Origin of the sequence: Bosea sp. BIWAKO-01 (assembly GCF_001748145.1) — a bacterium.
GTDB lineage: Bacteria > Pseudomonadota > Alphaproteobacteria > Rhizobiales > Beijerinckiaceae > Allobosea.
The window spans coordinates 6168094-6186785 of sequence record NZ_BCQA01000001.1 but is presented as its reverse complement, the minus strand read 5'-3'; the positions used below and the strand labels follow the sequence as shown (position 1 = coordinate 6186785).

Annotated in this window: 17 protein-coding genes and 2 pseudogenes; 3 read left to right on the top strand and 16 right to left on the bottom strand. The window is 63.3% G+C overall.

Annotation, left to right across the window (positions count from 1 at the left end; translation table 11 throughout):
* Positions 1 to 27: 27 nt before the first annotated feature.
* The 4 genes from rsgA to BIWAKO_RS28785 all read right to left on the bottom strand — a co-directional run bounded on the left by rsgA (position 28) and on the right by BIWAKO_RS28785 (position 2926).
* Positions 28 to 1041 (bottom strand): ribosome small subunit-dependent GTPase A, encoded by a 1014-nt coding sequence (rsgA, locus tag BIWAKO_RS28800; protein ID WP_069882889.1) that lies wholly within the window; start codon positions 1039 to 1041, stop codon positions 28 to 30.
* 210 nt (positions 1042 to 1251) lie between these two features.
* Entirely contained in the window at positions 1252 to 1866 is a 615-nt protein-coding gene (locus tag BIWAKO_RS36145) for a helix-turn-helix transcriptional regulator (RefSeq protein WP_176733429.1), read from the bottom strand.
* 66 nt (positions 1867 to 1932) lie between these two features.
* On the bottom strand, positions 1933 to 2088 hold the full coding sequence (locus BIWAKO_RS36140; protein WP_176733428.1) for a hypothetical protein: 156 nt from the start codon (positions 2086 to 2088) through the stop codon (positions 1933 to 1935).
* 163 nt (positions 2089 to 2251) lie between these two features.
* Positions 2252 to 2926: a response regulator gene (locus BIWAKO_RS28785; protein WP_069881565.1), complete on the bottom strand. Its 675-nt coding sequence runs from the start codon at positions 2924 to 2926 to the stop codon at positions 2252 to 2254.
* 408 nt (positions 2927 to 3334) lie between these two features.
* Between BIWAKO_RS28785 and BIWAKO_RS36430 the strand changes: the two are divergent.
* From BIWAKO_RS36430 to BIWAKO_RS28770, 3 genes and pseudogenes are all read left to right on the top strand, one after another.
* Positions 3335 to 3466: pseudogene (locus BIWAKO_RS36430) on the top strand (NAD(P)H:quinone oxidoreductase); the annotation flags it as partial.
* 771 nt (positions 3467 to 4237) lie between these two features.
* Positions 4238 to 4555: an AbrB/MazE/SpoVT family DNA-binding domain-containing protein gene (locus tag BIWAKO_RS28775; RefSeq protein ID WP_244523573.1), complete on the top strand. Its 318-nt coding sequence runs from the start codon at positions 4238 to 4240 to the stop codon at positions 4553 to 4555.
* On the top strand, positions 4542 to 4886 hold the full coding sequence (locus BIWAKO_RS28770) for a type II toxin-antitoxin system PemK/MazF family toxin (RefSeq protein WP_069881562.1): 345 nt from the start codon (positions 4542 to 4544) through the stop codon (positions 4884 to 4886). Before BIWAKO_RS28775 ends, BIWAKO_RS28770 begins: the two co-directional genes overlap by 14 nt.
* 512 nt (positions 4887 to 5398) lie before the next feature.
* Here BIWAKO_RS28770 and BIWAKO_RS34510 read toward each other — a convergent pair.
* From BIWAKO_RS34510 to BIWAKO_RS28710, 12 genes and pseudogenes are all read right to left on the bottom strand, one after another.
* Complete coding sequence (locus BIWAKO_RS34510; protein WP_084652365.1) at positions 5399 to 5554, bottom strand: DUF1127 domain-containing protein; 156 nt, start codon at positions 5552 to 5554, stop codon at positions 5399 to 5401.
* Between the two features lie 311 nt (positions 5555 to 5865).
* A complete protein-coding gene (locus BIWAKO_RS28760; protein WP_069881560.1) occupies positions 5866 to 6258 on the bottom strand; it encodes a hypothetical protein in 393 nt (130 codons plus the stop codon).
* Between the two features lie 95 nt (positions 6259 to 6353).
* A pseudogene (locus BIWAKO_RS28755) lies at positions 6354 to 7746 on the bottom strand (GntP family permease).
* Positions 7747 to 7820: 74 nt separating this feature from the next.
* Positions 7821 to 8297 carry a CBS domain-containing protein gene (locus BIWAKO_RS28750; protein WP_069881559.1) on the bottom strand — a complete coding sequence of 159 codons (477 nt, stop codon included), beginning with the start codon at positions 8295 to 8297 and terminating at the stop codon, positions 7821 to 7823.
* A 165-nt stretch (positions 8298 to 8462) separates the two neighbouring features.
* The gene (gene eutB, locus BIWAKO_RS28745; protein ID WP_371332112.1) at positions 8463 to 10760 is read right to left on the bottom strand and encodes an ethanolamine ammonia-lyase subunit EutB; all 2298 of its coding nucleotides are present in this window, start codon (positions 10758 to 10760) and stop codon (positions 8463 to 8465) included.
* 164 nt (positions 10761 to 10924) lie between these two features.
* Positions 10925 to 11947, bottom strand: a complete 1023-nt coding sequence (adhP, locus tag BIWAKO_RS28740) for an alcohol dehydrogenase AdhP (protein WP_069881557.1) — start codon at positions 11945 to 11947, stop codon at positions 10925 to 10927.
* 118 nt (positions 11948 to 12065) lie between these two features.
* Positions 12066 to 12716 carry a 3-oxoacid CoA-transferase subunit B gene (locus BIWAKO_RS28735; RefSeq protein ID WP_069881556.1) on the bottom strand — a complete coding sequence of 217 codons (651 nt, stop codon included), beginning with the start codon at positions 12714 to 12716 and terminating at the stop codon, positions 12066 to 12068.
* 5 nt (positions 12717 to 12721) lie between these two features.
* Positions 12722 to 13369, bottom strand: a complete 648-nt coding sequence (locus BIWAKO_RS28730) for a CoA transferase subunit A (RefSeq protein WP_069881555.1) — start codon at positions 13367 to 13369, stop codon at positions 12722 to 12724.
* A gap of 214 nt (positions 13370 to 13583) precedes the next feature.
* Complete coding sequence (gene fabI / locus BIWAKO_RS28725) at positions 13584 to 14369, bottom strand: enoyl-ACP reductase FabI (RefSeq protein WP_069881554.1); 786 nt, start codon at positions 14367 to 14369, stop codon at positions 13584 to 13586.
* A gap of 156 nt (positions 14370 to 14525) precedes the next feature.
* Positions 14526 to 16739 carry a DUF3141 domain-containing protein gene (locus BIWAKO_RS28720; RefSeq protein WP_069881553.1) on the bottom strand — a complete coding sequence of 738 codons (2214 nt, stop codon included), beginning with the start codon at positions 16737 to 16739 and terminating at the stop codon, positions 14526 to 14528.
* A 252-nt stretch (positions 16740 to 16991) separates the two neighbouring features.
* Positions 16992 to 17834, bottom strand: coding sequence for a universal stress protein (locus BIWAKO_RS28715; protein ID WP_069881552.1), 843 nt, complete (start codon positions 17832 to 17834; stop codon positions 16992 to 16994).
* 110 nt (positions 17835 to 17944) lie between these two features.
* Positions 17945 to 18628: a helix-turn-helix domain-containing protein gene (locus BIWAKO_RS28710; RefSeq protein WP_069881551.1), complete on the bottom strand. Its 684-nt coding sequence runs from the start codon at positions 18626 to 18628 to the stop codon at positions 17945 to 17947.
* Between the last annotated feature and the right edge of the window lie 64 nt (positions 18629 to 18692).

Sequence of the window (18692 nt, the reverse complement as noted above, 5' to 3'; positions counted from 1 at the left end):
TGGGCTCGGCCGAATCAGACGCCCCGCCTACCGCCTCTTCCCCCTCGGCCCCTTCACCTCCGGCGTCTTTGCCCTGTTCTCTAGATCGAGCTTGCGCCAGCGTGCCAGACGCTCAGGGTCGATCACGCCCTTGGCGACTGCCTCCTGAACCGCGCAGCCGGGTTCGTGCTCATGGGTGCAGTCGCGGAAGCGGCAGAGCGGGCTTAGTTCCGTGATCTCGGCGAACAGCGTTTCGAGACCAGACGCCGCATCGCTGACATGGAGCGTGCGCATGCCCGGCGTATCAATCACCCAGCCGCCGCAGGCAATCGCATGCAGCGAGCGCGACGTCGTGGTGTGGCGCCCCTTAGCGTCGTGGGCGCGGATGTCGCCCGTCTGCTGCGGTTCGCCATCGATGGTGCCGGCAAGCGCGTTCACAAGCGTCGATTTGCCGACGCCGGACGAACCGACCAGCGCGAGGGTGCGGCCTTCGCCACACCAGGACGCGAACGCAGCCGCCGCGTGAGAGCTGCGCGGATTGACGGTTGCAACAGCCAGCCCGCGCTGCAGGGCGGCGGCCTGGTCGAGATAGGGCTGCACGTCCGGCACGAGATCGGCCTTGGTCAGCAGGATGACGGGTTCGGCTCCGCTCTCATTGGCCAGCGCAAGATAGCGCTCCAGGCGCGCGACGTTGAAATCAGCATTGCAGGAGGTGACGATGAACAGTGTGTCGATGTTGGCGCCGGCAAGCTGCGGCGTCATGCTGCCCTCGGTGCGCCGCGCCAACACCGTCGCGCGCTCCAGCCGGCGCCGCAGCAGATGTGTGCCGGGCTCCACCAGAACCCAGTCACCCACCGTGAAGTCGCCTGTATTGGTATGGACCGGCAGCTTGAGCCTGATCGGCCCATCGGGCGTGATTGCGCTCATGCGGGCACGGTGCACCGAGTCTATGCGCGCAGGCCGGAGGCAGGCGTCATCTGGTTCGCATTGATCTGCAAAGAAATCCGTCCAGCCCAGCGCCGCAAGTGACGGTGGTGCGGAGGCAGTGTCGCCTTGTGTCACAGTATCGCCCCACCGCTCGGCGTCCTCGTCATGGGCGACGATAGAGCGGGGTTCAGCCCGGCTTGCAAGCGCCGGAAGGAAAGCTGGCAGCCGCGCTGCGCCACTTCCGCGGTCGGGCCGTTCATCTTCGTCGATCAAGCCGGGCCGGCCGAATTCCCCACCGGCCACGGCATCGATGTCCGGCCACGTCGCGGGCCGACGCCTGGAACCTCAAGGCAGGAGCGCGATCCGGTCGAGCAACACGACCAGCTCCGCCTGCCGGCTTGTATTGGTCTTGGCGAAAACCGCGGCCAGTTGCGAGCGAATGGTGACGGGGCTGAGGTGAAAGTTCCGGGCGACGTCGGCCGGCAAATCCCCGCTTGCCAACTGAAGCGCAAGCCGCGTCTCGGCCATGGTCAGGCCAAACATGCGCCGAAGCAGGAAGGGATTCGGCCGGAGATGGGCGTCGAGGTCGAGCAGCATGACCACACTGGTACCGTGGGCTGTGACGTTTGCGGCCTGATTCAGCACGAGCGGGGCATCAAATTTGTTCCCGATGACGATCCAACTCAGTGGACCGAGAACGGGTTGGTTGGGAGTGCGCGCAATCAATCGCCGGAAGGCTTTCGTCAATTGGTCAAGGTCTTCAAGTAAGCCCGCCTCCTCCCCCAGGATGAGACGGGCTGCAGCGTTGGCCTCCACAATATTTCCTTGGTCGTCGACGACAAGATAGCCACATCCGAAGCGGTCGAGCGCAGGCAAGGCCACAGCGGAACTCGACGATCCGACAGTTGAACTCTCCTCGCCCTGAGCGTCCGGGAGAATTTCGCCAAGCTCAGAGGTCATAAGCTTATCCCTCCCGCAAGCCATGCTGTTCTCCGCAGCCCCCAATCCAACTGACGCTATTGGCGCTCAGATACCGTCTGCCCCGCTGTTCTTGAGTTCCCAGGTCAGGATCGCGAGCGCCAGCTTCTCAAGCTCCACCTCAGCCAAGGGATGCCGGGCGGCGGAATGGAAGTCGCGAGCCCGGGCACAGGCGCGGATGTAATCCGCTTCCGATCTCAGCACGCCCAGGCGCAGATCCAGGGAAGACGGCGCCCGGTTTCGCCTGCGGTCTGTTCGGTCTTCGCGCATGCGGTTTCAGACCGATTGGTGAGCAGTACTCGTCATTGTCTCAAACTTGGCCCGCTCCCCCGGCCCCATCAAACCCTGCCGGCAGGATCGGACCCAGTTACAGGCCGAACCTTGTAACCGTCGGCAGGCTCGCCCCGGCAACCAGCCTTTGCGCCGCGATCATCGCCTCCAGGCGAGTATGGGCATTCAGCTTGGCCATCAGACTGGTCATGTGGCCCTTGACGGTCTTGTTGCTGAGCGAAAGCTCGCGCGCGATCTCGCCGTTCATCTTCCCGCAAAGAAGCAATCTGATGATCTGCTCCTCCCGGACGTTGAGCCGGTTGCAGCTGGCCTTCTGCTGCTCGCGCGCCTTTTCCTTCAAGGCACCAATCAGCCTGGTCGCGAACGAGGGGCTGATATAGACATCGTTCTCCCGCGCGGCCTGAAGCGCGTGAATGAGGTTATCGCCCGGGCTGCCTTTCAAGACATAGCCCTTGGCCCCGGCATCGAGGGCCCTCATCGCATCGTCCGTGCTGGTCGAGGCTGTGAACACGATGATCTTCATTGCGGGAGCGAGCTTCAATGCGTCCGAGATCGCCCGGAAGACATCGCCCGCCATGCCCAGATCGACGATCATGTCATCGGGCCGGTGGGCGCAGGTGATCGAAACGATATCGTCCGCAGCATTCCCGGTCGCGTCTACCGTGAAACCGCCCCATCGTTTCAGCAGCGCAGCGATTCCCTCCATCAATATCGGGTGATCATCGACTATTGCGATCGAACGATCGGACATGGCCTCGCCCCATAGACTTGCCAACCCAAATAATTATCTGCAATTTCTGTCGTTAATTTCATTTATTATCGTCATATGACGAATTCTAAGTGCAAATATTGTTTTGGAAATTCCTCCTCAACTCCCAAAATGCTTAAGGGCTGGTCGACGGAGTGACCGCCCCTCAGGCGTGAAGGTGCTGTCGGTCAGGGCGTGGCTGAAGCTTTGATGGCAAGGCGAACACGGCAGGATTCCGCAACGCCGCCTCATCAGAATGACTTCACGACACACTCGACGCAGGCACCCGACTCTGCCGATCAGGCTAGCGAACACAAAATGACTCATCGATGACACCCACTTAACAGAGATGTCATCTCCGCCATCGCCGAAAAACTGGTTCTATTCTGGTACAGAACTGCAGCTGGAAGCCGTGCGGTGCCTGTCGCCGAGGTTGAGAATTACGACACCATCATCGTCGGGACCGGGACCCGTTGCGGGCGGATGACCTCGCAGATGGCGGCCTTTCTCGACCAGGCCGGCGGCTTGCGGATGCGAGGCGCGCACCCCATCGCCAGCCGAACCAGAATGCCCGGGAGCGGACGTTCCCGGCGTCTGAGAAGGGCCACACTTGCTCGTTGCCGGGATAGCATTCTTCGGAGCGGAAATCGTCGAAGGGCTCGAGGATGTCGTCCGTGATGGGAGGGGCGGACGGGCCTTCCCGCTCCAGGCTTATCACTGTGCAGGGCGCCGCGAACGAACGAACTCAAGGTTCGTCGCGTCGCGTGTCGGCGCCCAATGTGATCAAGCGCATTCAAGCCGGCGCGGGAAGGGCGATAACTCTCGGCATCGGATGATCGGAAGGACCAAACCGATGGCCCCCAACACCGCGTTCGCGCATCGAGACATCACCCGAGACCTTGGAGTCTCGATCATGTCTCTCATTTCTGTGCCAAGCAGAATGCGAGATCTCGTGCTGCCAGGATTCGTTCTGTTCGCATCCTTCCCAATGACCCTCGCAGCGGCTGAACTCGGATCAACCGAAAAGGGGGCCAAGTGGATCCCTCGGCTTGGAGACGCGGTCCCTCGGTCAATCAGAGTCATTGGTCTCGACGGCGAGGCTCGTGCCTTGCCGTTCGGCATGGTGATCGTCGATGGGCGAATTGTCGTACTGGTGAGGGCAGGCACCAGAGAGATTGTCGACATCACGTCAGATGAGCCAGTGGGTGGTCCTCCGCTCCCAAGGAACCCTTCAGCGCCGCTCCAGCCGCGCGGCGAGGGGTTTCAATAGGACATCGGCCTGTATGCGGGGGGAGGGATCCCTTCGGCGCGGTGATGGGGACTCCTGGCAGCCTACCGGGTAAAGCTCTTTCAGCTTGCAATCGCAAGGAATTTCCTTACAGTAAGGAGATTCCTTACTGGGGTGGTCCCGCGATGATCACAAGCAAGTTGACATCAAAGGCGCAGACAACGATTCCGCAGCCCATCCGGGCTGCATTGCATCTGCGCGAGGGCGACGAGATTGCCTATAGCATTGAGGGCGACGCGGTCGTGATCCGCAAGGCGCCGGCAGCTGCCCCGGCGGAAGACCCGTTTGGCACGTTCAGCGAGTGGGATAGCGACGCCGACCGGAGGGCCTATGCCAACCTCTGACTTTAGCCAGGGCGACGTCGTCCGCGTGCCATTCCCCTATACCGAGCGCAATAGCCGCCAGCATCGGCCGGCGCTTGTCGTCAGCCATGGCGGCGTAGGGGAAGGCGAAGGCCTGTTGTGGGTGGTGATGATCACCAGTGCCGAGAACCGGTCATGGCCGGGAGACGTGTCGCTCGGCCTGACCTATGGCGAGGCCGGGTTGCCGGCGCCATCGGTCATTCGTCCATGCAAAATCGCGACGATTGAGGCTGGCCACGCGGAGAAGCTGGGTCGGATCAAGCCGACGACAATGGCCCAGGTTGGGGATCAGCTCCGGAAGTATATGGGCTAATGAGGGCGAGTGCTGCCGCCTGGGGAGCGCTCTCAGTTCATCATATCCCGCCAGACATCGAACCCGTTTTGCCCCGCCGTACGACGGAGATCCGAGCAGATCTCGTCATCGCTCAGCCCAAGCGACCCCGTTGGCGTGCTCTATCGGTGCACCTGCCAATGCCCATTGCGCCCAATCTTGATCAGTCGCTTGACTGATGGATGTTCGGGACTCCCTTCGAGCCCCGCATCCTCTCGCTTCGTTCGCCCCATTGGAACGTTTGCCCCAACCAGGTTTTCGTGGCGGCGAGGCCGCATCCGATGACAAGGAGGGTTGACGTCGCGCTGTCACGGCTCGGACGAGTTCGCAGCCGGATTCCGGCTCAAGTGAAAGCAGCCCTGAAACGCAAAATGCCCGCCGTGAGGCGGGCATTCGCTCTTCGACCGAAGCTCAAGGGGAGGAAATCATGAGCCCCGGGAGAAACTACCTGGAACGCGCTGCGCCCGGTGACGCGGCGGTTCTATTCAGTGACTTCAGGCCGCAGCGTGCGAGCGGGCGATGAAGGGGATCTCCGAGCGTGACAGGCCAAGATCGGCGAGCTCACGGTTGGTCAGGCGCGACAGCTCGCGAACCGTCTCGCGATAGCGCAGGAAGGTGCGGATTTTGGCGGCAATCATCGTGACGAACATGGTGATATTCCTCTGGCGGATATTCCGGACCGGGGCGGTGCCCACAGCGACAATCTCGTTGTGCACTGCACATAAGCCGAGCTGCCCGCCGCAAACAGGGGCATCAATTCAGCTCTGATATGCGCCCATCGCATGAATAGTTCGCGCACCAGTGATTTGTTCGCCCAATCATGCGGTGAGCGCATCGTTCGTTTCAAATGCAACCGATGTTCCGCTTAGTAAACGGGCTGTGGCCGAAGGCAGGAATTCACCGCGTTGGCTACGCGATTTCGGCGCGTTGCCGATTGCGAAGTTGAACCGCCCGCATGCGGTTACCAGAGGTCGGGAATGGGCCACTTTTGTTCATCGGCCACCACCCCAGCCCTCACTCCCCCAGCAGCTCGGCATACGGAATGATCCGCAGCATCACCCGCATGGCGTCTAAGCGCAGTTCCTTCGGCGGGTGTGACTTGCGAGACCACGATGGTCTTGGCGCCGCGCGCGACCAGCGTCTTGATAGAGACCGGGCCCGGCTCGCCATCCCCCGCGGAACAGAGCTCGAGCAGGACCTCGTCGCCGACCTCCGCGCGGCGGCCGTCCTCGTCGGTATGGATCTTCTTTCCCGCGCGATAGAGCGGGTCCATGCTGTTGGTGATCAGGTTGACCGCGAAGGTGCGCTTGCCGCTGCTGTCATGGTCCGGGGCCGGCCTCGCGCGGGCTGGCATGGGCCCCTTTCCCAGTCTTGCAATTGCTCCACTTAGACCCTGCTGCTGCCCGGGCCGGATCGCCCCATCAGGGTCAAGCCTCTTCCTGGAAGCAATCATACCAGTCCGGTCGTGTAATACACGGCGATGACGACGAACACGGCCAGGGTCTTGATCAAGGTGATCGCGAAGATATCGCGGTAGGACTGCTTGTGGGTCAGCCCGGTCACGGACAGCAGGGTGATGACCGCTCCGTTATGCGGCAGGGTATCCATGCCGCCGCTCGCCATCGCCGCGACGCGGTGCAGCACCTCGAGCGGGATGTTGGCGGCGTTGGCGGCCGCGATGAACTGGTCGGACATGGCCGCGAGCGCGATGCTCATGCCTCCGGAGGCTGAGCCTGTGATGCCGGCCAGCACCGAGACGCTGATCGCCGTGTTGACCAGCGGATTGGGAATGGCCTTGAGCGCATCGGCGATGACGACGAAGCCCGGCAAGGAGGCGATGACACCGCCGAATCCGTATTCGGACGCGGTGTTCATCGAGGCAAGGAGCGATCCGGCGACGGCGGCCTTGGTGCCGTCGGCGAACCGCTCCATGACCCTTCGGAAGGCGAATGCCAGCACGGTCAGGATACCCAGCAGCAGCGCGCCCTGGACGGCCCAGATCGCTGCGACGGAGGAGACCTGGGTCACGAGCGGCTTGGTCATTCCCGCCAGCGTCACCTCGTGGGTGGCGCCGTAAAATCTGACGATCAGGACGGTCAGGATCTTGTTGGCGACGCCGACCACCACCAGAGGGGCAAGGGCGATGGCGGGGTGGACGAGTTTCTCGTCGACCATGGGTTCGGGCTCATTCGTATGGCCCTCGCCATAGCCTTCCCCGCCAGCCGCGGCCGCCCGCCTGCGCCATTGCAGATAGGCCATGCCCGTCGTGAGAATGAAGAGCGCGCCGATCGTTCCCAGGATGGGGGCGGCCCAGGTGTCCGTCTTGAAGAAGGTCGTCGGGATGATGTTCTGGATCTGCGGGGTCCCGGGCAGCGCGTCCATGGTGAAGGTGAAGGCGCCGAGCGCAATCGTGCCCGGAATGAGGCGCTTGGGTATGTCGCTTTGCCGGAACATCTCGGCCGCAAACGGATAGACCGCAAAGACGACAACGAAGAGCGAGACGCCTCCATAGGTGAGGACAGCCCCGACCAGCACGATCGACAGCATCGCGCGCTCGCGCCCGACGACGCCGATCACGGCCGATACGATCGATTTCGAAAAACCCGACAGCTCGATGAGCTTGCCGAAGACGGCGCCGAGCAGGAAGACGGGGAAGTACAGCTTCACGAAGCCGACCATCTTCTCCATGAAGATGCCCGTGAACACCGGTGGCACAGCCTCGGGGCTTGTGACCAGGACGGCCAGCATCGCGGCGATCGGCGCGAAGAGGATGACGCTGAAGCCGCGATAGGGCGACGAACATCAACAGGACGAGGGCAGCGAGGGTGATCAGGAAGTCCACGGGCTTGCCTCCAGAATGTCTTGTCGCAGAGCCCGCGCCATCGCAGGGTCCCGATGCCGATCGGAACGTCGCATTCAGTAGAAGCCGGTATCGGTCGTCATCATGAGCCTGTCGGTTTCAAGCTCGCGAATGAGGTGCTCTTCCCCGGTGATGATCGCTTCGAGAATGTCGCGGGCCGAGAGGACGCCGATGACCTTGCGATCCTCGCAGATGGGCAGGTGGCGTATGCGATGCGCCTTCATCAGGGCGTGACACCGCTCGAGCGAATCTGCCGGTTTCGCGAAGACGATCCGGCGCTCGGTCATGATCTCACGGACGAGGCAGGCGCTGGCCGTCTTGCCCTCGAGCTCGACGTCGCGCGCATAGTCGCGCTCGGTGAGGATGCCCTTGAGTTCGCCGTGCTCGAGCACGATGACGGCCCCGATATTCTTGTCGCGCATCAATCCAAGCGCGCTGAGAACGGTGTCGTCCGGCCCCACGCTGATGACCTCGGAGACCTCCGGGCGCTTGGCCCTGAGGAGGTCCAATGCGGTCTTGTTGAGCGTTTTCATGACGTTGTTGCCATCCGTTGAATCAATTCCTCGGATTGGTCGGTCGAGGCGCCTGCGATGCCGTGGCGACCATCGTCAAAGACCTCTGCGCCTCGCGCCCTGACGGGCGGATATCGAGCGTATCGGAGCGCCCGCAAAAGGCTGGGTACCATCCCCGAAACGCCCTCACGTCGCGGACCGCCGGCTGCCGCTGACGCTCTTGCCCACGATCTCGCGAATGATCGTCAGAGTTTCCCTGGCGGCTTCCTCCGGTGGCAGGGCGGTATCTGCGACATTGCTCACCAGCTTCGTGATGTCGTGATCGATCTTCTTCTGGGCCCAGACACTGCCCTTCGCCACGGTGATGTAGACCGAATAGGCGTGATGGATCGTGCCGGGCCGTTCGCCGATAATGTGCAGGATACCTCTGAAACTGTTGGGATCCGCCCGCTCGAAGAGCGTCTCGCCGATCCGGTAGCCGACGCGCACCCGTCCGCTGGTGACCAGGATGTTCTTGTCGGAGACCGAAACGCCGGCCTCGCGCAGCAACCGGCGCACGGCCACGAGGTAGGGGGCCAGGTGCCCATCGTCCATGATGGCGTTGGCATTCAACCCGTCCGAGATGACGATCTGGGCCTTCGGGATCGCGGCGCCCCAGGAAGCCCGGAGCGTTTCGATCGCGGCAAGGGAGGCCGGATCCAGAATTTCGCCGGTCGGCGGATGAGCGATGTAGTCGTTCCTGTCCGTGGACCGGGTCCGCGCCGGCAGGACATCGGGAACGGTACCGATGAAGGCGGGTGTCAGTTCGGTCCAGAGGGAGCGCTTGGCGTCGTCGTAGAGGCTGGTGACCTTGGCACTGAGCGCCGGGTTCAGGTCCCAGATCTCCTTGCCGTGTCCCGTCGCGAGATCGACTCCCCTGTGTTCGACCTCGCTCATCATGCGCCGCCCTTCGGCGTAGACGGCCTCTTTCGGCCTCGTGTCGCCCTTGGCCAGGCGGAACTGGTAGTAGACCCAGAGGGGATCGCCATAGTTCCTGGTGTAATTGTTGGCGTCGTCGACGATCCCGATCCGCTTGTAGAAATCCCACATCGCGTCGTTGACCTTGAGCCCGAATTTCTTGCGCAGCCTGACATGGTCCTGGAACGAGGTCGTGAGATAGCCCAGCATCGGATCGTTCTTGGTGGGCAGGGCGATGAGGTAGACCGGGCTCGCCGGCATGATCTGATCCTGGCACCAGTCCAGGTCCTCCAGGGTCACCGCCATGTGCAGCGTCGAGCAGATGTCGAGACCGATGGTGAGACCGTGCAGCTTGCCCATGACGATGTCTTCGAGGCAGCAGCGCACCAATTGCTCGCGGCTCTTGAAGACCTCCGGTCCGATGAACCCGGCAACATCGTTGACATGGAGCCAGGCGCCTCTCGGCTGCACCTTCGCGAGCACCTGCCCGACGGCCCGGCTGAAGCCATATTTCCGGGATTCCAGGATCATCATGTCGACGCCGTTCGCAGCGCCGTTGGTGAACTCCGATCCCTGTCCCGTCTCGAAATAGAGCCCGTAGCGCTCGCCGGTCTTGGCTTTCGCGTAGTTCAGGATCTTCTCGATGGTGATGTCGAAGGTCTTGTTGCAGTCATCGGTTCCCGCCAGGCTCTGGAACATCGTGGCGACCGTGCCGGGGTAGCCTTCGGAGACCGCAGCCTGGACGTCGATATGGGCGAGCACGCACCAGGGCACGACATCCTGCAGCCCGAAGGTATCGACGACGTCCTTGAGCGCGCGTTCGACGGCGGCGACGCTCTTCACGGTGCTGTCGACGGGATTGGTGCCGATGACGATGTCGCCGGTCGCGTAGGCGAAGGCGTCGAACACCTGCCAGACAACGTCATCGGGATGATCCGTCGGGGAGTTCGGCTGGATGCGGGCGCCCATATAGCCCCTGGCGCCCATCTGCGTTCCCGGGAGGGCATTGAAGATCTTCTGACCGACGATGGTCAGCTCTTCGTTGCTCATCAGCTTGGGCACACAGCCGATCGCGTCGCTCGTCAGGCCGTTCATGACGCCCTTGATCTCGTTTTCCGGCCGGGTCAGGAGGAAGGTCTTCAACTGGCCCATGGTCCAGTCCTGGATCTTGGCGTGCTGATCCCTGTCCGTCGTCTGCCAGATCAGCGTCTGAAGGTCGTCCACCAGAAGCGGATGGGCATCGAGATCGCGGATCCTCGTGCTGGCCAGCAGGGCGCGTGCATTGCTGCGGGACGCCTCGTCCCGGGCGCCGACGCCGATCGCCTGGTCGCCCTCCTTGAAGTCATTCGCGGCGCCGAGGAGCTGCTGGTAGAAGGTCTGATCGAAGTTGCCCTTGATCCGGCCGATATAGGCAAAGACGTCTTCGGTCGGTTTGACGTCCTCGATCGTGAGCGCATTTGTTTCCGGCGCAGCCTGCGCGATGCTGCGGTAGCCAGCAGCAAGCGCGCCGGACGCGGCGCCGATCATCGAAAGCACGTTTCTCCTTGAAAGCCCCTGGGGGTCCCTGGACAGCGTTTGCCTGCGCATGCTCTCTCCCCATCGCTCGAGACCTGCTGCAACATGCCCGTCGCCAAGGGGACGCTAGTGGCGGCTGGCCGGGAGGCCACGGACCCGGGCGGGGCCCGTCTCGCCTAGATTCTCATGACGACGCGGCCATCGATCTTGTTGTTGCGCATCCGGTCGAAGATGCTGTTGATGTCCTCGAGACGTTCGACGGAGTAATGCACTTTCACCTTTCCGTCCCCGGCGAACTCCAGACATTCCGCCAGGTCGAGGCGCGTGCCGACGATCGACCCGCGGATCGTCTTTCGCATCAGCACGGTGTTGAAGATGTCGAGGTCGAATGATCCGGGCGGCAGTCCGACGAGCGCCATGGTGCCGCGCTTGTCCAGCATGCCCAGCGCCTGGCTGAAGGCTTTTGGCGAGACCGCCGTCACCAGCACGCCCTGCGCGCCGCCGCAGAGTTTCTGCACCTCGGCGACCGCATCGCTCGTCGCCGCGTTGACGACCGCGTCCGCGCCCATCTTCCGCGCGAGAGCCAGCTTCTCGTCGGATATATCGACGGCGATGACCTTGCGACCCATCGCCGTGGCATATTGGACGGCGATGTGGCCGAGCCCGCCGATGCCGGAGATCACCACGGTGTCTCCGGGCTTGGTGTCGGTCTCCTTGAGACCCTTGTAGACGGTCACGCCGGCGCAGAGGATCGGCGCTGCAGTTTCCCAATCGAGAGCAGCGGGGAGGTGGCCGACATAATCGGGATCTGCGAGGGTGTATTCGGCAAAGCCGCCATTGACGGAATAGCCGGTGTTCTGCTGGGCGTCGCATAAGGTCTCCCATCCGGCGAAGCAGTGTTTGCAATGCCCGCACGCGGTGTGCAGCCAGGGCACGCCAACCCGGTCTCCTTCCCTGACGGACTTCACGCCGCCGCCAACGGCGACGACGGTACCAACACCCTCATGGCCGGGAATGAAGGGCGGCTTCGGCTTGACCGGCCAGTCGCCGTCCGCCGCGTGCAGATCCGTGTGGCAAACGCCGGACGCCTCGATCTTGACCAGGATCTGGCCCTGGCCGACCTCCGGGATCGCGACCTCCTCGATCGACAATGGCCGTTTGAACTCGCGTACGACTGCAGCCTTCATCGACTTTGCCATCGCGCTTCTCCTTCGTCTCCGCGTCCGATCCAGGTCATTCCATTCCAAGTCATTCCATGATCGACGATCATCGAGCCTGCGTCATGATCCGGGCCTTCGCGTTGCCCGGATCGTCTTTCTACAGCTTCATCTCGGATACGGTGCCGTGAACCAGGAGCGTCGCCTCGGTTGCGGCGATGACCTGATCGACGGTTACGCCGGGCGCCGTCTCGAGCAGCGTTGCCCGTCCTTCGGGAAAGGCGATCACCGCCAGCTCGCTGACGACGAGATCGACCGGTCTTGAAGAGGTCAGCGGCAGCGAACAGCGCTTCACGATCTTGGGCTGGCCCTTGGCGGTATGCTGCATCGCCACCACGACGCGTTTTGCGCCCGAAACCAGATCCATGGCGCCTCCCATGCCCGGCACCATCTTCCCCGGGATCATCCAGTTGGCCAGCAAGCCATGCTCATCGACCTGGAGGCCGCCAAGCACGGTCATGTCGACATGCCCACCGCGGATCAGGCCGAATGACATGGCGCTGTCGAATGTCGATGCACCGGGAAGAGCCGTCACCGGTCGTCCGGCCGCATCCGACAGGAGTGGCTGGGCCATGCCTTCCTCGGGCACGGGACCGGTGCCGATCAGGCCATTCTCGGATTGGAAGAAGACCCTGATATCGCCTGGCACATAGTTCGCGACCAGCGTCGGAATGCCGATACCAAGGTTGACCAGCATTCCCGATCGCAATTCCCTGGCGATCCGCCTGGCGATGGTCGTTTGAGGGTCCATGGCTCTCATCCATTCGCGATCAGGTAATCAACGAGAGGCGCCGGCGTCATGACATGATCTGGCGGGATGAAGCCGACCGGGACCACATGCTCGGCGGTCACGATGGTCGTGTCAGCGGCCATGGCCATCACCGGGTTGAAGTTCCGGGAGGTGAGGGCGTAGGTCAGATTTCCCAGATAATCTGCCAGGAAGGCGCTGATCAGCGAAAAATCGGCGCGCAGCGCCGTTTCCAGCAGATAGATGGCGCCGTCGACTTCGATCTTCCGCTTGCCTTCCTCCACGATGGTCCCGACACCCGTTGGAGTCAGCACGCCTCCCAGACCACAGCCTCCCGACCGGATGCGCTCGATCAGCGTGCCCTGCGGCACCAGGTCCACGGTGATCTTCTTCTCGATCATCTGTTTCTGGGTGACGGGGTTCAGCCCGATATGGCTCGCAACGACCTTGCTGACGAGATCTGCATCGATGAGCTTGCCAATTCCGCGCCCTGGCGTCGCCGTGTCATTGGCGATGATTGTGAGTCCGCGTTTTCCCTGGCGCACAATCTCGTCGATGACGCGTTCAGGCGTGCCGACACCCATGAAGCCGCCGATCATCAGGCTCGCGCCCTCGGGGATCAGGTTGACTGCATCGGCAACAGGGATCGACTTCATGTCAGCCCCACGCGTTCGAGATGCGTTTTTACGTTCTGTGTTGGCGAGCGTTCTGGTCGAATACTGTCGATGCCAAGTCGGCAAACGCTGGTCCGGATCAGGAAATCATGTTTCCTGCCATGGTGCAATCTGGAGGGTGTGATCGGGCCTTCCCTGAAAATGCGGGGCGTCTGACCCATTTGGTTGGAGCCGCGATCTGACGCCATGACCGCCCTCAGTCGATGATGTGGTAGCCGCCATCGATGTAGAGCACGTCTCCGGTCATCAGGCGGGCCGCGTCGTGAGCGAGGAAGGCCGTCGCCACGCCGACATCATCGATGCTGACGAGCTCGCGGGCCGGGGCGCGGCTCTTGGCTTTGGCGAGGAGTTCGTCGAACTCGGCGATGCCCGAGGCGGCGCGGGTGGCGAGCGGGCCGGGTGAAATGGCGTGGACCCGGATTCCCTTGGGGCCCAGCTCGGCTGCGAGATAGCGGACGGCGCTTTCAAGCGCAGCCTTGGCCACGCCCATGATGTTGTAGTTCTCCACCACCATCTGCGAACCGTAATAGGTCATCGTGAACAGCGTGCCGCCCCTCTTCATCAGCGGCTCGGCAAGATGCGCCATGCGGATGAACGACCAGCACGAGATCTCCATGGTCTCGAGGAAACCCTCGCGCGGCGCGTCCGTCACGCGGCCGCGCAGCGTGTCCTTGGGCGCGGACGCAATGGAGTGCACCACGAAATCGAGTTCGCCCCATTCGGAGCGGATGCGCTCGAAGACGGCCTCCAGCTCACCTGGCGCAGTCATGTTCATCGGCATGACGATCGAGGCTTCCACCTCCCGCGCCAACGGCTCGACATGCGGCTTTGCCTTGTCGTTGAGATAGGTGACGGCAAGCTCGGCGCCAAAGGCGCGAAAGGCGCGCGCGCACCCCCAGGCGATCGACCGATCATTGGCGATTCCGACGATCAGCCCCCTGCGGCCCTCCAGGAGCTTGGCTTTGACTTCGGGCAGCGGCATCGCAGATCTCCTGTCAGGCTCGGGCGCACCCGTCGGGCAGCGCAGGGGGGCGGGCGACCATCAGCTCAGCAAGGACGACAAGGCGTGCAGCGCGGCTCGCAAATATGGACATGCGGGCAGCGCCGGACCTGTTTGGGCGCAGGAACATGCCGGGCGTCATCCGACCTGCCGCCCGGGTGCTTTGCGCTTGCCTGCAAAGGGGATGGGCTCGCCGGACGATCCGAAGAACCGAGCCACGCGCCCGAGCCTTTCGGCGGCCGCTTCCGTGAGCGGCCCGGCCGCCTCCAGGACTTCGCGCAGGATCGCAAAGGCCGCACGGCGCTCGTCCTCCTGCTTCGGCAGCAACCCCGGGAGCGCTGCCAGCGCGGCCTCTTCATCGATCAGGAGCATGTAGTATTGCTCGCGGATCAGCGTCTTGAACTCCTGCAGGGTCAGCCGCTCAGTCGGGGCAGAGGCCGTCCGGAAGCGGCGGATCGCCTCGAAACCACGTTCGTCGACCCCGTTGCGCGCCAGCCCGACATAGATGAGCGCACGCGCCAGCCCCTCGCGGAGCCCGCCTGACGCCATCGATGCGCGCAGTTCGGCGATGCGGGCTTCGAGAAGCTTGCCGTGTAGCAGGCTCGCCGCCGCCTTGCGCGGCGGACGCCCGGCCTTGGCGTCGGTGCCGAGCGCTGACTGAAGGGCAGGCGCTCCATAGATGGCGTGAAAGCTCTGCTCCGAGAGCTTTTCAATGCCCCGGCGCCAGATCTCGAGCCCTTCGACGATCTGTTCCGAGACCTGCTCCTGAAACGCCAGGAAGGGATTGTCCGGCTCAACCGGCTGCCGCCGCTCCCGTACGCTCTCGGCCGCGTCCTCGACCCAGGTGAGGAAGGGGTTGCGCGCCCCGAACATCTCGTAGGACAGACGCAAGGGGTGCAGATTGCGCAGCGTCTCGGCCATGGGGGCTGAGACCAGCGCCTGGACGACCGGCTGCGCCATCGTGCGGTAAAGCGCGAGGTTGATCTCGGAGAGGCGCGCTGCGGTGGCAAAGCGGCGCTCGTCCTCGAGGTCATTGCCGCCAAGCGCGCGGATGTCGTCCAGCGAGCGCGCCTCGCAGCGCATCACCCATGAGCCGGTCACCAGCTCGGGATTGGCGGCCGCGTCGCCCTTGGGCTCCAGGATTGCCTCGTAGAGGCCTGGCGGCAGGACGTCGATCAGATCGATATTCGACGCGAACTCGTCATGCTCCTTGCGGGCGACGCCGGCGGAAACGAAGATGCCGAGATGACCGACCGTCTCGTGGACCGCATAGACGATCGTCTGGCCATAGGCGCGAATGTCGTCGACGCTGTCGTACAGATCGAGGATCCAGCCCAGCGCCTGCTGCGGGGGCGTGATGTTGTCGCCCTTGGAACAGAAGACGACGATCGGCGAGCGAATGTTGCGCAGGTCGATCGTGGTGCCGTCGGAGGTCCGGATCTCGCCCGCCGCAAGCTTGTTGCCGACGAAGAGCTCGTCGACGATGAACTGCATTTCCTCCGCATTGAGCGTGACATGGCCGCCCCACCATTTCTCGAATCCGAGATAGCGTTCGGCTTCGGTGTCGATCTTTGAGTAGAGGTTGTACTGCTTGGACCAGAGCGTGTTGGCGGGGTTCTGGTTCTCGAAATTCTGCACCAGCGAGGCGCCGTCGAAGATGCCGGCGCCGAGATCGCCGGTAAGGGCCGTCAACCAGCTGCCGCCGAGCAGACCACCCGAATACCGCATTGGAAACTGCCCCTTGACGCCAGCCCAGTAGGATAGCGGCGTGCCGGCGACGATGATCGGGCCGAAGAGTTCGGGGCGCAGCGAGGCCAGGATCATGACGGCCCAGCCGGCCTGGCAATTGCCGATGACGCAGGGCTTGCCCTCCGCGTCCGGGTGCCGCGCGATGACCATTTCGAGGAAGACGGCCTCGGCGCGCGCAATGTCCTCGATGGTCTGGCCGGGCATCGGATCGGGCAGAAAGCCGATGAAATAGCAGGGGTGACCCGCCTTCATCGCCACGCCGATTTCGCTATCCGCCTTGAAGCCGCCAATGCCCGGGCCATGGCCGGCGCGCGGATCGACGACGATGAAGGGGCGCTTGAGATGGTCGATTGCGACCCCCTCGGGCGCAACGATGCTGGCGAGCATATAGTTGACCGGGCGCTCGAGCCGGCGCCCGTCGCAGATCAGCTCCGCCTCATAGTCGAGCACGTGAGGAGCGAGTTGCGTCGCGTGCTCCTCGTACTGGGCTGCGCGCTTGCGCATCGTATCGAGGAAGAGGATCGAGCGCTGCCACGCATCGACAGAATAGGAAAACGCGTGAGAGATCGCGGGACCATCTGATTGTCCAGGCGGCTTGACCATCTGATCACTCCAGCTGAAGCGGTTTCTTCGAGGGCCGAGATGGCGGACTGCCACCAGAACAAGGCATTTGCGTTCAATCTCGCGGCCCGTGCTTCAGCCCCCCTGGAGGCTGATCCTGCGAAGGGGGCCGAGAGCCGTCGGCGGGGCAATCTTGCACCCGGAATACGACATGGCCATTGGCCTTTGGGACACTCCTCCCGGCATCGACCGGCTCGCCCGAGCGCGGATGGCAAGTCGCCTCGATAGCCGTGGCTAGGGAACGATCAGGATATCGGCATGAACTGTGTTCAGGATGGTTTCGGCCGTGCTGCCGATCAGGGCCTGGACGAGTTCCTTCCGCCCCGATCTGCCCAGGACGACCAGTTCTGCGCCAGTGACGCGGCGGCAGCGCTCGATGGCCGCGGAGATCTCGCCTTCGTGGAGCTCGGTTTCAATGCGCCGCGCGGCTTCCGCGGGCAGCTTGGCAGCCTCTAGGAATGCGGCCATCCGCGCGCTCGCTTCCGACGCGTTATGCTCGTTCCTGTCTTCAAGGCTCATCCGGAAACCGGACCCGGGATAGGCATGGATCACCCTCAACCCGGCATGGGGAAAGAAATCGGCCGCGACCGCGAGGGCTCGGCGCGAACAGTCCGAGAAATCTGTGGCGACGATGACAGTCCCGTAGGAACGATCGGCCCGCCTGCGGACCACGAGCACCGGCACCGACGCCTTGCGAACGATGTAGTCGACGGATGTTCCCAGGATGTAGTCGCCGATGCTGTTGTGTCGTGCGACGGCCGTCACAATCAGCGCGCTGTGCCGCTCCGTCGCCTCCGCCACCAGGACGGTCGGCAAGGAGCCGATGCGGATGACGAGTTCGGCCGTGCTGGCCTGGGGCGGCAGTTCGCCGCGCAATTCGTCGCGGATGAGATCGGCCGGCTTGCCCTGGCGTTCCGGCGGTTCCTCGACATGCAGGATGGCAAGGGGGGCGCTCCACTCCCCGGCGATTCTCAGGGCACGATCCAGCGCCCGATCCGAGCGTGGAGAGAAATCACTTGCCAGTAATATTCCGCCTGCTCTCGCCCTATCGCGCTCGATATCCAAAGTCGCCTCCATGGTCGGTTACCGTGCAGACCTGACGTTCTCGTATCGCTCCGAAGCAGCCGCGGCCCATCACTCCGGCGTCTCCCACTGAGGTGAGACGCCCGACCAGGCACCGCCCTAATCTATACCCCCAGCAACTCATCATAGGGAATGATCCGCAGCATCTGCTTCACCCGCATCGCGTCGAAGCGCAGTTCTTTCGGCGGGTTGTACTGGGAGACGACGATCGTCTTGGCGCCGCGTGAGACCAGCGTCTTGACATAGACCGGGCCCGGCTCGCCATCCTCTTCGGAATAGAGTTCGAGCAGCACCTCGTCGCCGATCTCGGGGCGGCGGCCGTCCTCGTCGGCATAGATCTTCTTTCCCGCGCGATAGAGCGGGTACATGCTGTTGGTGATCAGGTTGACCGCGAAGGCGCGCTTGCGCCCGGCCAGCGCCGGCGGCCGCGTCGTGCGCTCCAGCACATCGCCGTTCAGCCGGAAATCGCCGTCCTCCTCGCTGCCGCCGACAGCGGTGCCCATCACGGGCAGGTCGCGCGCGCCGCCGAGCGGCTTCAAAAGCTCTGGCTGGCCGGCGATCGCGGCATTGGGCTCGGGCTCGTCATCGGCCGCCATCAGGGCGCCATCCAGGATCAGGTGCTTCAGCCCCACGGCGGCGAGCACGCTGGTCAGATGTTTCGAGCGCCGGGTCTGGCCGTCCTCGATCTTCTTGATCGCGACCTGGGAGACGCCGATGCGCCGCGCCAGCTCGGCCTGGGACCAGCCAAGCGCGTTGCGGGCATCCTTGATGAGCGGGCCGAGTTCCATAGCTCATTCAATAACTTAGGATATCACGCCCGTCTCGATAACTTATGTGATTGACTAATAATAA

What these genes read in the sequence shown, in the direction of transcription:
- BIWAKO_RS36145 (WP_176733429.1), bottom strand. Translation starts at nt 1,866, where the DNA reads ATGACCTCTGAGCTTGGCGAAATTCTCCCGGACGCTCAGGGCGAGGAG.
- BIWAKO_RS28785 (WP_069881565.1), bottom strand. Translation starts at nt 2,926, where the DNA reads ATGTCCGATCGTTCGATCGCAATAGTCGATGATCACCCGATATTGATG.
- BIWAKO_RS28775 (WP_244523573.1), top strand. Translation starts at nt 4,238, where the DNA reads ATGGGGACTCCTGGCAGCCTACCGGGTAAAGCTCTTTCAGCTTGCAAT.
- BIWAKO_RS28770 (WP_069881562.1), top strand. Translation starts at nt 4,542, where the DNA reads ATGCCAACCTCTGACTTTAGCCAGGGCGACGTCGTCCGCGTGCCATTC.
- BIWAKO_RS34510 (WP_084652365.1), bottom strand. Translation starts at nt 5,554, where the DNA reads ATGTTCGTCACGATGATTGCCGCCAAAATCCGCACCTTCCTGCGCTAT.
- BIWAKO_RS28760 (WP_069881560.1), bottom strand. Translation starts at nt 6,258, where the DNA reads ATGCCAGCCCGCGCGAGGCCGGCCCCGGACCATGACAGCAGCGGCAAG.
- BIWAKO_RS28750 (WP_069881559.1), bottom strand. Translation starts at nt 8,297, where the DNA reads ATGAAAACGCTCAACAAGACCGCATTGGACCTCCTCAGGGCCAAGCGC.
- eutB (WP_371332112.1), bottom strand. Translation starts at nt 10,760, where the DNA reads ATGATCGGCGCCGCGTCCGGCGCGCTTGCTGCTGGCTACCGCAGCATC.
- adhP (WP_069881557.1), bottom strand. Translation starts at nt 11,947, where the DNA reads ATGGCAAAGTCGATGAAGGCTGCAGTCGTACGCGAGTTCAAACGGCCA.
- BIWAKO_RS28735 (WP_069881556.1), bottom strand. Translation starts at nt 12,716, where the DNA reads ATGGACCCTCAAACGACCATCGCCAGGCGGATCGCCAGGGAATTGCGA.
- BIWAKO_RS28730 (WP_069881555.1), bottom strand. Translation starts at nt 13,369, where the DNA reads ATGAAGTCGATCCCTGTTGCCGATGCAGTCAACCTGATCCCCGAGGGC.
- fabI (WP_069881554.1), bottom strand. Translation starts at nt 14,369, where the DNA reads ATGCCGCTGCCCGAAGTCAAAGCCAAGCTCCTGGAGGGCCGCAGGGGG.
- BIWAKO_RS28720 (WP_069881553.1), bottom strand. Translation starts at nt 16,739, where the DNA reads ATGGTCAAGCCGCCTGGACAATCAGATGGTCCCGCGATCTCTCACGCG.
- BIWAKO_RS28715 (WP_069881552.1), bottom strand. Translation starts at nt 17,834, where the DNA reads ATGGAGGCGACTTTGGATATCGAGCGCGATAGGGCGAGAGCAGGCGGA.
- BIWAKO_RS28710 (WP_069881551.1), bottom strand. Translation starts at nt 18,628, where the DNA reads ATGGAACTCGGCCCGCTCATCAAGGATGCCCGCAACGCGCTTGGCTGG.